General features: G+C 72.1%; 16 protein-coding genes. 7 read left to right on the top strand and 9 right to left on the bottom strand.

All coding sequences use genetic code 11. The annotated features are described in order from the left end of the window. Positions 1-31 precede the first annotated feature (31 nt). Complete coding sequence (gene moaA / locus ACXJMZ_RS19190) at positions 32-1,021, top strand: GTP 3',8-cyclase MoaA (RefSeq protein WP_457031272.1); 990 nt, start codon at positions 32-34, stop codon at positions 1,019-1,021. A gap of 16 nt (positions 1,022-1,037) precedes the next feature. Here moaA and ACXJMZ_RS19185 read toward each other — a convergent pair whose 3' ends face one another. Together ACXJMZ_RS19185 and ACXJMZ_RS19180 are read right to left on the bottom strand one after the other, a co-directional pair. Continuing rightward, on the bottom strand, positions 1,038-1,283 hold the full coding sequence (locus tag ACXJMZ_RS19185; RefSeq protein ID WP_457031271.1) for a hypothetical protein: 246 nt from the start codon (positions 1,281-1,283) through the stop codon (positions 1,038-1,040). Between the two features lie 273 nt (positions 1,284-1,556). After that, positions 1,557-1,886, bottom strand: a complete 330-nt coding sequence (locus ACXJMZ_RS19180) for a DUF3099 domain-containing protein (RefSeq protein ID WP_457031270.1) — start codon at positions 1,884-1,886, stop codon at positions 1,557-1,559. 127 nt (positions 1,887-2,013) lie between these two features. Here ACXJMZ_RS19180 and ACXJMZ_RS19175 point away from each other — a divergent pair, with 127 nt between their 5' ends. Continuing rightward, a complete protein-coding gene (locus ACXJMZ_RS19175) occupies positions 2,014-2,337 on the top strand; it encodes a GlsB/YeaQ/YmgE family stress response membrane protein (protein WP_457031269.1) in 324 nt (107 codons plus the stop codon). Here ACXJMZ_RS19175 and ACXJMZ_RS19170 read toward each other — a convergent pair. The 5 genes from ACXJMZ_RS19170 to ACXJMZ_RS19150 all read right to left on the bottom strand — a co-directional run bounded on the left by ACXJMZ_RS19170 (position 2,334) and on the right by ACXJMZ_RS19150 (position 8,702). Further along, a complete protein-coding gene (locus ACXJMZ_RS19170; RefSeq protein ID WP_457031440.1) occupies positions 2,334-2,882 on the bottom strand; it encodes an RNA 2'-phosphotransferase in 549 nt (182 codons plus the stop codon). The two genes, ACXJMZ_RS19175 and ACXJMZ_RS19170, sit on opposite strands and share 4 nt — an antisense overlap. A gap of 2 nt (positions 2,883-2,884) precedes the next feature. Beyond that, complete coding sequence (locus ACXJMZ_RS19165; protein WP_457031268.1) at positions 2,885-4,282, bottom strand: metallopeptidase TldD-related protein; 1,398 nt, start codon at positions 4,280-4,282, stop codon at positions 2,885-2,887. Beyond that, positions 4,282-5,835 (bottom strand): TldD/PmbA family protein, encoded by a 1,554-nt coding sequence (locus tag ACXJMZ_RS19160; protein ID WP_457031267.1) that lies wholly within the window; start codon positions 5,833-5,835, stop codon positions 4,282-4,284. Before ACXJMZ_RS19160 ends, ACXJMZ_RS19165 begins: the two co-directional genes overlap by 1 nt. Before the next feature lie 116 nt (positions 5,836-5,951). Next, the gene (locus ACXJMZ_RS19155; RefSeq protein WP_457031266.1) at positions 5,952-7,487 is read right to left on the bottom strand and encodes a serine/threonine-protein kinase; all 1,536 of its coding nucleotides are present in this window, start codon (positions 7,485-7,487) and stop codon (positions 5,952-5,954) included. An 81-nt stretch (positions 7,488-7,568) separates the two neighbouring features. Further along, a complete protein-coding gene (locus ACXJMZ_RS19150) occupies positions 7,569-8,702 on the bottom strand; it encodes an MBL fold metallo-hydrolase (RefSeq protein WP_457031265.1) in 1,134 nt (377 codons plus the stop codon). A 299-nt stretch (positions 8,703-9,001) separates the two neighbouring features. Between ACXJMZ_RS19150 and fabG the strand changes: the two genes are divergently transcribed. Both fabG and fabI read left to right on the top strand, forming a co-directional pair. After that, positions 9,002-9,721, top strand: coding sequence for a 3-oxoacyl-[acyl-carrier-protein] reductase (fabG, locus tag ACXJMZ_RS19145; protein WP_457031264.1), 720 nt, complete (start codon positions 9,002-9,004; stop codon positions 9,719-9,721). 2 nt (positions 9,722-9,723) lie between these two features. Continuing rightward, positions 9,724-10,491 carry an enoyl-ACP reductase FabI gene (fabI, locus tag ACXJMZ_RS19140; RefSeq protein WP_057240095.1) on the top strand — a complete coding sequence of 256 codons (768 nt, stop codon included), beginning with the start codon at positions 9,724-9,726 and terminating at the stop codon, positions 10,489-10,491. Between the two features lie 53 nt (positions 10,492-10,544). Here the strand turns inward: fabI and ACXJMZ_RS19135 are convergent, their stop codons facing one another. Further along, positions 10,545-11,210, bottom strand: coding sequence for a FadR/GntR family transcriptional regulator (locus ACXJMZ_RS19135; protein WP_457031263.1), 666 nt, complete (start codon positions 11,208-11,210; stop codon positions 10,545-10,547). 72 nt (positions 11,211-11,282) lie between these two features. Here ACXJMZ_RS19135 and ACXJMZ_RS19130 point away from each other — a divergent pair, with 72 nt between their 5' ends. From ACXJMZ_RS19130 to ACXJMZ_RS19120, 3 genes are all read left to right on the top strand, one after another. Further along, a complete protein-coding gene (locus ACXJMZ_RS19130; protein WP_457031262.1) occupies positions 11,283-12,542 on the top strand; it encodes a CynX/NimT family MFS transporter in 1,260 nt (419 codons plus the stop codon). Positions 12,543-12,599: 57 nt separating this feature from the next. Continuing rightward, entirely contained in the window at positions 12,600-12,722 is a 123-nt protein-coding gene (locus ACXJMZ_RS19125; RefSeq protein WP_457031261.1) for an SGM_5486 family transporter-associated protein, read from the top strand. Positions 12,723-12,795: 73 nt separating this feature from the next. After that, the gene (locus ACXJMZ_RS19120; RefSeq protein WP_457031260.1) at positions 12,796-13,326 is read left to right on the top strand and encodes a SixA phosphatase family protein; all 531 of its coding nucleotides are present in this window, start codon (positions 12,796-12,798) and stop codon (positions 13,324-13,326) included. Between the two features lie 48 nt (positions 13,327-13,374). Here ACXJMZ_RS19120 and serB read toward each other — a convergent pair whose 3' ends face one another. Beyond that, entirely contained in the window at positions 13,375-14,625 is a 1,251-nt protein-coding gene (gene serB, locus ACXJMZ_RS19115; RefSeq protein WP_457031259.1) for a phosphoserine phosphatase SerB, read from the bottom strand. Positions 14,626-14,735: the final 110 nt, after the last annotated feature.

Below are 14,735 nucleotides of genomic sequence, written 5' to 3'. Positions count from 1 at the left end.
AGCTGCGTTCCATGGGAAGGGGGCCGACACCGTGCTACTCGACACCTTCGGCCGACAGGCCGTCGATCTCCGGGTCTCCCTGACCGACAAGTGCAACCTGCGCTGTACGTACTGCATGCCCGAGGAGGGCCTCCAGTGGCTCGGGAAGAGCGACCTGCTCACCGACGAGGAGATCGTCCGGCTGGTCTCGATCGCGGTCACCGACCTGGGCGTCACCGAGGTCCGGTTCACCGGCGGTGAGCCGCTGCTGCGGCCCGGCCTGGTGTCGATCGTGGCCGCCTGCGCCGAGCTGACGCCGCGCCCCGAGCTCTCGCTGACCAGCAACGGCATCGGCCTGGCCAGGACCGCCGCCGCGCTGAAGGCGGCCGGGCTGGACCGGGTGAACGTCTCGATGGACACCCTGGACCCCGAGGTCTTCTTCACCCTGACCCGTCGCCGCCGCCACCAGGACGTACTGGACGGCCTGGCCGCCGCCGAGGCCGCCGGGCTGACCCCGGTGAAGCTGAACGCGGTGCTGATGCGCGGGGTCAACGACCACGAGGCGGCCGACCTGTTGGAGTGGTGCCTGGCGCACGGCTACCAGCTGCGGTTCATCGAGCAGATGCCGCTGGACGCCCAACACGGCTGGGACCGCTCGCAGATGGTCACCGCCGAGGAGATCCTGGACCGGCTGCACAGCCGCTTCACGCTCACCCCCGAGCCGTCCGCGGTCCGGGGTGCGGCGCCCGCCGAGCGCTGGCTGGTGGACGGCGGCCCGGCGAGCGTGGGTGTGATCGCCTCGGTCACCAGGCCGTTCTGCCGGGCCTGCGACCGGACCAGGCTGACCGCCGACGGCCAGGTCCGCAACTGCCTGTTCGCGACCGGCGAGACCGACCTGCGGACCGCCCTGCGCGAGGGCGGCAGCGACGCCGAGATCGGTGCGCTCTGGCGGGCCGCGATGTGGGGCAAGAAGGCGGGCGCGGGGATCGACAACCCGGAGTTCCTGCAGCCCGAGCGGCCGATGTCGGCGATCGGCGGCTGACGGCTCTGACGGTCGGTCAGCCCTCGAACTGGTCGAAGGCGACGGTCTCCTTGAGGAAGCCCCGCACGCTCAGGAACTGGGACAGGTGCTCGCGGTGGTCCTCGCAGGCCAGCCAGGTCTTCCGGCGGTCCGGGGTGTGCAGCTTCGGGTTGTTCCACACCAGCACCCACTCGGCGGGCTTGCGGCACCCCTTGCCCGAGCAGACCGGCGGGCCCTCGGGGCCGGTCGGGCCGCCGAAGAGACTGAGCGGGGGAGTGTCCATGCTGTGCCGTCCTGGAGCCGTGGGCGGGAGTGTTCACCGCCAGTCTCGCACCCGCCCGAAATCCCCCACCCGGAGCGGGGCATGACGACGCCGGGCAGCCACGGGGGGAGCCGCCCGGCGTCGGTCTGTCGCTCCGACGGGGGATGCGGAGCGCGTACGCAGTATGTCACGCCGAACCGCCGCTGTGCCTAGCCCTGCCAAGATTAATCTGAGGTTGTTCTGAGCTTTCTGTCGGTCAAATCGCTTGATAGAGCGGCAAATCGGGCAGCGGGATCAGGCCTCGCTCCGGTCGCCGCCACCGCCGGTGCCGCCCGGGCCGAGCATCAGGGGGGTGTCGGCGGGCACGGCGAAGGTGCTCGGCAGGCTCGGCGCCCGCTCCCGCCCGGCGTTGGCGACCAGCACCGCGAAGTAGGGGAGCAGCACCCCGCCCGCGAGCGCGACGAACGCGAGGTGGCGCTCCACGTCCCAGAGCACCACCGCGAGCAGCACGCAGAGGGTGCGCACCAGCATCGAGATCACGTAGCGCCGCTGGCGCCCCCGGACATCCTCGGAGAGACTGCTCCGCGCCCCGGTGATCCGGAAGACCTCGCCCCGCTTGCCCATGCGTCTACCACCCTCGTCAGCACCCGGTACGGCTTCATCACCGTACGCCTGGTTCACACGACCGGAGGAGGGTGGGGGCACGAAACGGCCCGCCCGAGGTGCGGACGGGCCGGGTGGGGCAAAAACTGTGATCCAGAAGGGCAGCACCGTCGACGGTCGGCGGGCCGCGCTCTCGGGAGCTGACATGTGGTCGATCATCTCGGCGCTGATCGAGGGGCTGATTCTGGGCGGCATCGCCCGGCTGGTGATTCCCGGTAAGCAGGACATCCCGATCTGGCTGACCATGGTGCTCGGCATGGTCGGGGCACTGCTGGGCAATGTGGTCGCCCACCTGTTCGGCGTCGCCGACACCCGGGGGTTCGACTGGTGGCGGCACGCCTTCCAGCTCGGCGCCGCCGTGCTGCTGATCGTGGTGATCAGCCCGGTCTGGGGATCACGCAAGCGCGTCTAGGTCGCTGTCGCCAAGAACTCCGCCGGCACCCGGTCGGTCAGCCAGACACCGTTGGCGCTGACCCGGAACTCGTGACCCGCCGCCGCCATCGCGGCCGCGTCGACCGCCAGCAGCACCGGACGGCCGTGTCGGGAACCCACCCGCACGGCCGTCTCGGTGTCCGCGGACAGATGGACGTCCTGACGGTTCATCGGCCGCAGGCCCTCGCGGTGGATGGCGTCCAGGTACCGCCCGGTGGTGCCGTGGTAGAGCACCGGGGGCGGCTCGGTGGCAGCCAGACCGAGGTCGACCGCCACCGAGTGGCCCTGGCTGGCCCGGATCTGCGAGCCGTCCTCCGAGTACGCGAAGCGGCGCTTGTTGTTGGTCTCCACCACGTGGTCCAGCTCGGCCCGGCTGACCCGGGTGCCGCGCTTCGCCAGCGCGGCGAGCAGGGTGTCGACCGCGACCCAGCCGGCCTGGTCCAGCGTGATGCCGACCGAGGCCGGGTCGTGCCGGAGCACCCGGGAGAGCGTCTTGGAGACCCGTACGGTCCGCTTCGCGTCCATGGTCATGACGCCTGGCTGACCGAGCTCATGTTGAAGTCGGCCACCCGGACCGGCGGCATCGCGGTGCGGGTGAACCAGTCGCCCCACTCGCGGGGCAGGCATGCTTCGGTCTTCCCGACCTCGGTGATCCGGTTCAGCAGGTCCACCGGGGACTCGTTGAAGCGGAAGTTGTTCACCTGGCCGACCACCTCGCCGTTCTCGACCAGGTAGACGCCGTCCCGGGTCAGGCCGGTGAGCAGCAGGGTCGCCGGGTCCACCTCGCGGATGTACCAGAGGCAGGTGAGCAGCAGGCCGCGCTCGGTGCGGGCGATCATCTCGTCCAGGGTGGGCGCGCCCTCCTGGTCGTCGACGGCCAGCACCAGGTTGTCGATCGGCGGGGTGAGCGGCAGGCCGGTCAGGCCGCTGGAGTGACGGGTGGTCAGCAGGTTGGTCAGCTCACCGTCCTTGATCCAGTCGGTGGCGGTCAGCGGCAGGCCGTTGTCGAAGGCCGAGCTGTCCTCGCCGGAGGCGTGGGTCAGCACGAACGGCGCGGCCTCCAGGCCCGGGTGGGCCGGGTCGGAGCGCAGGGTGAGCGGCAGCGGGCTGAGCCGCTCGCCGACCCGGGTGCTGCCGTTCGGCTTGGAGAAGACCGTGCGCCCCTCGGTGGCGTCCCGGCCGCCGGAGGACCAGCTCAGATAGACCATCAGGTCGGCGACCGCGGTGGGCGGCAGCAGCGTCTCGTACCGGCCGGCCGGGAGGTCGATCTTCTTCCGGCCCCAACCGAGCCGCTTGGTGACCTCGGCGTGCAGCTCGCGCACGTCCACGTCGGTGAAGTCCCGGGTGGCGGCGCCGGCCCAGGCGGAGCCGGACAGGTCCTCGGTCTTGGCGTTCAGCTCGACCGTGCCGGTCGGCTGGTCGTGCCGCAGCCGCAGGCCGGTGGAGGTGCCCAGGTAGCTGCTGGTCAGCTCGTGCCGGGCGAAGCCGTACAGCAGCTGGCCGTCCTGCCGGGCCCGGGCGAAGGCCTCGCCGAGCGCCGGGGCGAACTTCGTGAAGACCTCGACCGAGGTCTCGGCGGGCGGCGCGGTGAAGTCTGGGGAGGAGGGCCGGGTCTCGACCAGCGGCTGGGCGTCCTCGGCCGGGCCCGCGTCGCGGGCGGCGGCCTCGGCGGCCCGGACCAGGCTCTCCACCTCGTCCAGGGTGACGGCCTCGCGGGCGACCACCCCGGAGGCGGTGCCCTCGGCGCCGTCCACGGTGGCGATCACGGTGAGGCGGCGGCCCCGGGTGACGCCGTTGGTGGTCAGCGCGTTGCCGGCCCAGCGCAGGTTGGCGGTGGACTCCTCGTCGGCGATGACCACGCAGCCGTCGGCCTGGGAGAGTTCGAGCGCGCGCTCGACCAGCTCGTGCGGGTGGATGTAGGGCATCAGTGACCCGCCTCCTGCTGCGTGTTGAGCACGTTGACCTCGCGGAACAGCGCGGACGGGCAGCCGTGGCTGACCGCCGCGACCTGGCCCGGCTGGGCCTTGCCGCAGTTGAAGGCACCGCCGAGCACATAGGTCTCGGGACCGCCGACGGCGCTCATCGAGCCCCAGAAGTCGGTGGTGGTGGCCTGGTAGGCGAAGTCCTTGACCTGACCGGCCAGTTGACCGTTCTTGATGGCGTAGGCGCGCTGACCGGTGAACTGGAAGTTGTAGCGCTGCATGTCGATCGACCAGGAGCGGTCGCCGACGATGTACAGGCCGTTCTCCACCTGGGCGAACAGGCCCTCGGTGCTCGGCCCGTCGGCGGCCGGCTGGAGCGAGACATTGGCCATCCGCTGCACCGGGACGTGCCCGGGGGAGTCCGCGTAGGCGCAGCCGTTGGAGCGGCCGAGGTCCTTCAACCTGGCCATCGCCCGGTCGAGTTGGTAGCCGACCAGGACGCCGTCCCTGACCAGGTCCCAGCTCTGGGTGGCCACCCCCTCGTCGTCGTAGCCGATGGTGGAGAGGCCGTGCTCGGCGGTGCGGTCGCCGGTGACGTGCATCAGCTCGGAGCCGTACTTCAGCGAGCCGAGCTTGTCGAAGGTGGCGAACGAGGTGCCCGCGTAGGCGGCCTCGTAGCCGAGCGCGCGGTCCAGTTCGGTGGCGTGGCCGATCGACTCGTGGATGGTCAGCCACAGGTTGGACGGGTCGATCACCAGGTCGTAGCGGCCCGCCTCGACGCTCGGGGCCTTCATCTTCTCGGCCAGCAGGCCGGGCAGCTCGGCGAGTTCGGCGTTCCAGTCCCAGCCGGTGCCGAGCAGGTACTCCCAGCCACGCCCGACCGGCGGGGCCAGCGTGCGCATCGAGTCGAAGGCGCCCGTCCGCTCGTCCACCGAGGTGGCTTCCAGCGTCGGGTGCAGCCGGACCCGCTGCTGGGTGGTGACGGTGCCCGCGGTGTCCGCGTAGAACTTGTTCTCCTGCACCGTCAGCACCGAGGCCGAGACGTGCGAGACGCCGTCGGCGGCCAGCAGCCGGTGGCTCCACTCGGCCAGCAGCGCGGTCTTCTCCGCGTCCGGCACCTCGAACGGGTTGATCTCGTACGCGGAGACCCAGGTGGCGTCGGCGTGCACCGGCTCCGCGGCCAGCTCGACCAGGTCGGTGCCGCCGGCCGCCCGGCTGATCCCGCCGGACAGCCGGGCCACCGCGACGGCCTGCTCGGCGACCCGGACGGCCGCCTCCGGGGTCAGGTCGACCCCGGCCGCGAACCCCCAGGCGCCGTCCAGCAGCACCCGGACCGCGAAGCCCAGCTGGACGCTGTCGGAGGAGCCGGCCGGGCGGGCGTCCCGCAGCCGCCAGGCGGCGCTGCGGACCCGCTCCATCCGGAAGTCGGCATGGGCGGCGCCCAACTGTGTCGCCCGGCCCAGGGCGGCGTCGGCGAGGGTGCGCAGCGGGTACGCGAGGAACAGCGGATCGACGGCACGGCCTTGGGTACGGCCTGTGCTGGGCGTCGGGGGCATCGGGCTCCCTGGGTCGGGGGACGAACGGCGGCGGGCGCCCCGGGCAGGGGCACCCGCATCGCATCATGTCCTGCCGGAAGGGAGTTGGGCCAGCAGATTTACGGCGCGTCAGGCGCTCAGCCGAAGGCGATCGAGTGGTTGACGTTCTCCAGCACGGTCCGGTTGGCGGCGGCCGGGCCCTGGCCGTTCTCCTTCTTGTTGTTCAGCACGAACCGGACCGTCAGGTGCAGCACCCGGCCGTCCCTGACCAGGTACTGCTCGGTCGCCTCGTCGAGCGGGTCGTGCTTCAGGCACGGGTACTCGTCCTCGGCCCGGGTGTTGTAGCGGTACTGGATCTCGGAGGCGTCGAGGTCGCCGTGCAGCACCGACTGCGGCTGGTGCACCACTTCGACGTGGAAGTAGTCCGGCACCTTCACCTTGTCGCCGCAGAGCGTGCCCTGACCCTGCTTCAGTACCTCCAGCCGGTCCCGCGCGTACTCCTCGGCGGTCCTGCTCGCCTTGCCCTCGTCCTTGACCTGGATCTGGGTCCGGCTGTCGGGGCTGGCCCAGTTCGCCTCCCTGCTCCCGTAGCTCGCGCTGAAGCTCTCCGGGACCGCGATGCCCAGGCCGAGCGGTTCGTAGCTGTGCGCGCGGTAGCCGCCCGGCACGCTGACCGGCGCGGGCGGCCCGTCCAGCAGCAGCCAGGCGGTGGTGCCCGCCGCCGCCAGAACGGCCAGGGCGGCGGCGACCGGCAGCAGCTTCTTCCGGTTCTTCACCGCGACGGCCCTGAGCCGCACGGTCGGGGCGGGCCCGACGATCGTGGTCGGGGTCGGCACCGCCGCCGGGAGGGTGAGCAGCCGCTCCGCAGCGGCGGCGGTCGGCCGCCGGTCGGGGTCGCGGGCCAGCAGGGCGGTCAGCGCGCTGGTCAGCGCACCGGCCCGGCGGGGCTCGGGCAGCGGGTCCTGGACGATCGCCACCAGGGTGCCCTGGCTGGACTGCCGGCGGTACGGGTGCACGCCCTCCACGGCCTCGAACAGCACCAGGCCGAGCGCCCACAGGTCGGCGGGCGGGCCGGGTCGCAGGCCGGCGGCGCGTTCGGGGGAGAGGTAGGGGACCGAGCCGACCACCAGGCCGGTCCGGGTGAGGGCGACGGCGTCCTCGACCTGCGCGATGCCGAAGTCGGTGAGCACGTACTCGCCGGCCGGGGTGCGCATGATGTTGGCCGGTTTGACGTCCCGGTGCACCACCCCGGCGGCGTGCACCACGGCCAGCGCGGCGGCGATCTGACGGCCCATCGACGCGGCCTCGGCCACGCTCATGGTGCCGGAGTCCAGCCGGCTCTCCAGGCTCTCGCCGTCGATCAGCTCCATCACCAGCCACGGCAGGCCGTCGACCGTCTCGATGTCGTGCACCCGGACGATGCCCGGATGCCGCAGCCCGGCGGCGGCCTGGGCCTCCCGCTCCATCCGCCGGCAGAGCTCGGCGCGGTGCAGGTCGTCGACACCCTCCGGCAGGGTGGGCTCCTTGACCGCGACCTGACGGCGCATCCGCTCGTCGGTCGCCCGCCAGACGGTGCCCATGCCGCCCCGGCCCAGCCGCTCGTGCAGGCGGTAGCGGCCGGCCACCAAGGTGCCAGGCCCGCTGCCGCCCGACGGTCCCCCGTACTCGTTCATGGCGGACATCCTGGCCCGGCCCGCCCCCGGGCCGCTCCACCGGGGGCGGGTCTACACAGTTCCGTTACCGGTGGCGGGCGTTCAGGCCACCGACTCCCACCAGCCGTCCAGCTCCGGCGGGTTGTCCACGTCCACCCGCTGGCCCGGCCGGGGCACCGCGATCGGCACCGCCTGCTGCTTGGCCTCCGCGAGCAGCCGCTCGATCGGCTCGGCCCACGGGTGCAGGCCCAGGTCGAAGGTGCACCAGTGCACCGGCACCAGCAGCTCGGCCCGCAGCTCCAGATGGGCCCGGACGGCGTCCTCCGGAGTCATGTGGATGTCGGCCCAGGCCTGGTCGTACGCGCCGATCTGGACCAGCGCGGCGTCGAACGGGCCGTGCTGCTCGCCGATCCGCCGGTAGCCCTCGAAGTAGCCCGAGTCGCCGGTGTAGTAGACCTTGCGGCTCGGCCCGGCGATCACCCAGGAGCCCCAGAGCGTGGTGTTGCGGGTGGTGCCCCGCCCGGAGAAGTGGTGCGCCGAGGTCAGCGTCAGGGTCAGGTCGCCGAGCGTGCAGGTCTCGTCCCAGTCCAGCTCGATGATCCGGTGCTCCGGGACGCCCCAGCGGCGCAGGTGGCCGCCGATGCCCAGCGGCACCGCGAACGGGGCGGACTGAGCCGCCGTCAGCCGCTGGACGGTGGCCATGTCCAGGTGGTCGTAGTGGTCGTGCGAGATCAGCACCGCGTCCACCGGCGGCAGCTCCTCCAGCTCGACCGGCACCGGGTGCAGCCGCTTCGGGCCGATGTGCCCGGACGGTGAGCAGCGGTCGCTCCAGATCGGGTCGAGCAGCACCCGGCTGCCCTCCACCTCGACCAGCGCGGAGGCGTGGCCGAACCAGGTGATCTCCACCCCCTCGGCGGCCGGGCGGTGCGCACCGCCGTCGAACTGGGCCAGCGGCACCGGACCGCTCGGCTTGCCGTGCCGTTCGAACAGCATCCGGCGCAGGGTGTCGCGGTTGACCGGCGTCTCCGGAGTGGGCCTGGCCAGCTCGGACGGGGCGTTGTGGAAGACTCCGTCCCGGAACTGCGGGGAGTTGCGCACCCGGGGGTCGGCCGCGTCCGGCCGACGGCCGAAAGAGGCGGGTACTTCACGGAACGCCCATGCGGCGGCGCCGGCCGCTGCGGTCAGGGCGGCCAGTGCCAGCAGGGTCTTGCGGCTGCCGGGTCGTCGCTCGCTCATCCGTCTCTTCTTCGCTCTCGGTCCGTGGAGGCCGGTACCTGGCCCACGTGGCCAACGGCTTCGGCGCGGCGGGTGTTCCCGTCCGGGGTGGGCGGTTCGTCCGGACTTCGGTGGGTGCACGCATTGTCGGGATGCGACAGTTCGGGCCGGACGTACCTGTGGGAGCCGGATTCGTCGCTGGCCGGAAACGACCGATAGCGTCACAGTGCGTACGCGCGCACCGCGTACCGACGCGGCTCGACCGGCACTCGAGGTGCCAGGTCCACAGTCGCAGGTCTACTACGGAGAGAGGTGGGTCCGTGAGCCGCTCGGTTCTCGTCACCGGAGGTAACCGGGGCATCGGCCTCGCGATCGCCCTGGCCTTCGCCGAGGCGGGCGACAAGGTCGCCATCACCAGCCGCTCCGGCGAGCTGCCCGAGGAGCTGGCCAAGCACCAGGCCATCGCCGTCCGCTGCGACATCAACGACGCCGCGCAGGTGGACGCCGCCTACACCGAGATCGAGGCCGCCCACGGCCCGGTCGAGGTCCTGGTCGCCAACGCGGGCATCACCAAGGACACCCTGCTGCTCCGGATGACTGAGGAGGACTTCACCTCCGTCCTGGACACCAACCTCACCGGTGCCTTCCGGGTGGTCAAGCGGGCCTCGGCCAAGATGCTGCGGGCCCGGAAGGGCCGCATCGTGCTGATCTCCTCGGTGGTCGGCCTGACCGGCTCCCCGGGCCAGGCCAACTACGCGGCCTCCAAGTCCGGCCTGGTCGGCTTCGCCCGCTCGCTGGCCCGGGAGCTCGGCTCCCGCAACATCACCGTCAACGTGGTCTCCCCCGGCTTCGTGGACACCGACATGACCGCGGTGCTCAGCGAGGAGCGCCGCAAGGAGATCGTCTCGGGCGTGCCGCTCGGCCGTTACGCCGCGCCCGCCGAGGTCGCGTCCGCGGTGCGCTTCCTCTCCTCCGACGAGGCCGCATACATCACCGGAGCCGTCATTCCCGTCGACGGCGGATTGGGCATGGGTCACTGAACATGAGTGGAATTCTCGAGGGCAAGCGCATCCTGATCACGGGTGTGCTGATGGAGTCCTCCATCGCCTTCCACACCGCGAAGCTGGCCCAGGAGCAGGGCGCGGAGATCATCCTCACCGCCTTCCCGCGGCCGAGCCTGACCGCGCGGATCGCCAAGAAGCTGCCGAAGCCGGTGCAGACCCTGGAGCTGGACGTCTCCAGCGAGGAGCAGCTGGCCGGCATCGCCGACCAGGTCCGCGAGCACCTGCCGACCCTGGACGGCATCGTCCACTCGATCGGCTTCGCCCCGCAGGACGCGCTCGGCGGTAACTTCCTGAACACCCCGTGGGAGTCGGTGGCGACCGCGATGCAGGTCTCGGCCTTCTCGCTGAAGTCGCTCACCACGGCGCTGCTCCCGCTGATGCAGGACGGCGGCTCGGTGGTCGGCCTGACCTTCGACGCGCAGTACGCCTGGCCGCAGTACGACTGGATGGGCCCGGCCAAGGCCGCCCTGGAGTCGACCAACCGGTACCTGGCGCGCTACCTCGGTGAGCGCAACATCCGCTGCAACCTGATCTCGGCCGGCCCGATCGGCTCGATGGCCGCCAAGTCCATCCCGGGCTTCCCCGACCTGGCCGCCACCTGGGAGGACCGCTCGCCGCTCAAGTGGGACCTGACGGACCCGGAGCCGACCGGCCGCGGCGTGGTCGCGCTGCTGTCGGACTGGTTCCCGAAGACCACCGGCGAGATCATCCACGTCGACGGCGGGCTGCACGCGATCGGCGCCTGACGCATCGTCAGCAGAGGGGGTACGGGGCTTCGGCCCCGTACCCCCTTTCTCGTTCAGTCGCCGCAGACGCCGATCGCCCGGCCCGCCTCGACCGAGGCCCGGGCGGCGTCCCTGGCCCGTACGGCGTCCAGGATGCCGCCGTGCCCGACGTACCGGTCGGCGATCAGCTCGGGGCCGACGTCGTGCCGCAGGTGCGCCCGCAGCACCTCGCCGAGGTCCGCGTACACCGCCGCGATCACGTCGTTGTGCGCGGCCGCCACCACGGCCTGGTGGAAGGCGGCGTCGGCCTGCACGAAGTCCTCGGCCACACCGGAGTGCCAGGCGGCCTCCCGGCGGGCCAGCGCGGTCTCCAGCAGCTCCAGGTCGCGCGGGGTGCGGCGGGCGGCGGCCAGCCCGGCCGCCGAGGTCTCCAGCATCGAGCGCAGCTCGGCGACCTGGTCCTGGTCGGCGTCGGCGAACCGGCGGTGCATCACCCCGGCCAGCTCACTGGTGGCCAGCACGTAGGTGCCCGAGCCCTGCCGGATGTCCAGCAGCCCGTTGTGGGCCAGCGCCCGGACGGCCTCCCGGACGGTGTTGCGGGCCACCCCGAGCTGTTCGACCAGGGCCGCCTCGGTGGGGATCCGGGAGCCGACCGGCCACTCGCCGGAGGTGATCTGCGTCCGGATCTGGGCGATCACCTGGTCGGAGAGCGGGGTACGGCGAGTGGTCGACAGTGCCATCGGACTCCCTGTTCAGCTGGGAAGGACAGGTTCAGGATAGCGGGGTGCGTAAATTCATCCCATCATTCTATGATGGGGCGCATGCCCACCGCAGCAGAGACCACCACGGACCTGCCCGTCGCCACCGCGATGCCCACCGTCCACCCCGCCCGCAGACACCTCGGCTGGCTGCTCGCGCTGGCCATCGCGGKGGCGGCGCTCAACCTGCGCCCGGTGGTGACCAGCCTCGGCCCGCTGCTCGACCAGGTCCGGGTGGACCTGCACATGAGCGGGACGGTGGCCGGGCTGCTCACCGCGGTGCCCTCGCTCTGCTTCGCGCTGTTCGGGCTGGCCGCCCCGGCGCTGTCCCGCCGGTTCGGGCCGACGGTGGTGGTCACCGCCGGGATCGGGGCGATCGCGCTCGGCGTGCTGGCCCGCTCGTTCGCCGGGGGCACGGGGGTCTTCCTGCTGCTGACCGCCGTCGCGCTGGCCGGCGTCGCGGTCTCCAACGTGCTGATCCCGGTGGTGATCAAGCGGTACTTCCCGGACCGGGTCGGCCCGATGATCGGCCTGTACTCGATGGCGCTCTCGGTCGGCACCGCCGCCGCGGCCGCCGCCACCGTCCCGCTGACCAAGGCGCTCGGCGGGAACTGGCGTGAGGGCCTGGGAAGTTGGGGCCTGCTCGCGGTCGGCGGGCTGCTGATCTGGCTGGTCACGCTGTTCCTCCGGCGGGACCGCTCCGGCGTCTCGGCGACCGCGGCCCCGGCCGCCAAGCTGCCGATCCTGCGCAGCCGGACGGCCTGGGCGCTGGCCCTCTTCCTCGGCCTGCAGGCCACCAGCGCGTACGCCACCATGGGCTGGCTGCCCACCATCTACCAGGACGCCGGGGTCTCGGCCGGCAGCTCGGGGGTGCTGCTCGCGCTGGTGATGGTGATCAGCGTGCCAGCCTCGTTCATCCTGCCCAACCTGGCCGTCCGGCGCGGTGAGCAGGGCCTCTTCGTGGTGGTGCTGGCCCTGTGCGGCATCCTCGGCTACACCGGTCTGGCCTTCGCGGCGGGCAGCGTCTCCTGGCTCTGGGCCTGCCTGATCGGCCTGTCGATGTGCGCCTTCCCGCTCGCCCTCACCATGATCGGCCTGCGGGCCCGGACCCCGGGCGGGGTGGCCCAGCTCTCCGCCTTCGCCCAGAGCCTCGGCTACCTGATCTCCATCCCCGGCCCGATCCTGGTCGGCACCATCTACCAGGCCACCGGGCAGTGGTACCTGCCGCTCGGCTTCCTGGCCCTGCTGCTGATCCCGCAGATGGCCGTCGGCCTGCGCGCGGGCCAGGCCAGGCACATCGAGGACGAAGCCTGACCCTCTCGGCCTGACCCGGGGCGGGCCCGGAGGTAAACGGATGCGAGACTGCTGACCATGCCCGTACTCGAACCGAACCCCCCGGACGGCCAGAAGAAGCTGCTCCAGCTGCTCGGCGTGATCGCCGGCATCGTGGTGCTGGTCTCCGTGATCGCCACTGTTGCGAACGGCTTCGGCTGACCTGACCACCCCTGGGAGTGGCAGCGCCGCTGAGCGCCGCGCCCGATGGGCGGTTTTCTGGAAAGCTCGGGGTATGAGCGCCGACACCCTTCGCAGGATCATCGTTCTCCGCCACGCCAAGGCCGACTGGCCGAACCAGGTGGACGACCACGAGCGGCCGCTGGCCGACCGCGGCCGCCTGCAGGCTCCGGACGCCGGACGCTGGCTGACCGACTCGGGCATCAACCCCGACTACGTGCTCTGCTCCACCGCGCTGCGGACCAGGGAGACTTGGAAGCTCGCGGTGCACGAGCTGCCCAAGCGCGCGCGCAAGACGGTCTACGAGGACCGCGTCTACGACGCCAGCCCGGGCGAGATCATCGCGGTACTCCAGGAGACCCCCGACGAGTACCGGGACGTCGTGCTGATCGGCCACAACCCCGGCGTCCTCGGCCTGACCCAGATCCTGGCCGGTGACCAGGGCGACCCGGAGGCGCTGACCCGGCTCCAGAACGGCGGCTTCCCGACCGCCGCGATCGCGGTCCTGGGCTTCACCGGCTCCTGGAAGTCCGTCGAGCCCGGCGTCGCCAGGCTCGACACCCTGCACACCCCGCACGAGGACTGATCGACCGGACGGCGGCGGTGGCCCGGCAGACTGCCGCCGCCGTCCGGGCTATTCGTCGTCGGTCGGGGTGCCGTCCAGCTCGTCGGCCGCCTCGACCTCTTCGCGGGTGATGCCGAGCAGGTAGAGGACGGTGTCCAGGAACGGGACGTTGACCGCGGTGTCGGCGGCCTCGCGGACCACCGGCTTGGCGTTGAAGGCCACGCCGAGCCCGGCCGCGTTCAGCATGTCGAGGTCGTTGGCGCCGTCGCCGATCGCCACGGTCTGCTCCAGCGGCACCTTGGCCTGCTCGGCGAAGCGCTGCAGCCAGCGGGCCTTGCCCGCCCGGTCGACGATCTCGCCGATGACCCGGCCGGTGAACTTCCCGTCCACCACCTCGAGGGTGTTGGCGGCCGCGAAGTCCAGCCCGAGCTGCTCGACCAGATGGTCGGTGACCTGGGTGAAGCCGCCGGAGACGATGGCCACCTGGAAGCCCAGCCGGCGCAGCGTACGGACCAGGGTGCGGGCCCCCGGGGTGAACCGGACCTCGGTGCGGACCTTCTCGGTCACCGCGGCGTCGAGACCGGCCAGCAGGGCCACCCGGGCGTGCAGCGACTCGGCGAAGTCCAGCTCGCCGCGCATCGCGGCGGCCGTCACCTCGGCGACCTCCTGCTCACAGCCCGCGTGGGCGGCGAACAGCTCGATCACCTCGTCCTGGATCAGGGTCGAGTCGACGTCCATCACCACCAGCCGCTTGGCCCGGCGCTCCAGACCGGCCCGGACCACCGCGATGTCCACCTGCTGGGCGGCGGCCTCCAGGGCCAGCACCACCCGCAGCTCCTCGGTCGCCACCCCGGAGACGGCCAGTTCGACGGCGGTCACCGGGTACTTGGCCAGCCGGAAGACGCGGTCGATGTTGCCGCCCGCCTCGGTGATCCGGCTGGTCAGGGCGGCGACGGCGGTGGCGGTCAGCGGGTGGCCGAGCACCGTGACGTGCGAGCGGCCCTCGCGGCGCGGCCGGTTGTCACCGGTGCCGGAGATGATCTCGGCCTGGAGCTTCAGCTCCTCCGCCCAGCGGTGCACGGTGGAGCGCAGCGCACCCTCGGCGCCGGGCCCGCCGGCCGGGGTGGCCACCAGGGCGCACAGCGTTATCCGGCCACGGGTGACCATCTGCTCGATGTCGATCACGTCCACGCCGAAGTCACCGAGCGTGCTGAACAGCCCTGCGGTGATACCGGGGCGGTCCTTGCCGAAGACCTTGACCAGCAAGGTGCGCTCGTCGTCGTACGACCGGGGCAGCGGGGGGAAGGGCGCAGCGTTCATGGTGCCACCCACGCTACCGGGCGGTTCGGCCCGCCCCGCAACGGCGTCCGCCCTCTGGACTACTGGCTGGACCCGTTCCGACCCGCGCGGATAGTGCTTCGCGTCCGTAC

This window comes from Kitasatospora sp. P5_F3, from assembly GCF_054049135.1.
This window is presented reverse-complemented; position numbering and strand designations above follow the sequence as displayed.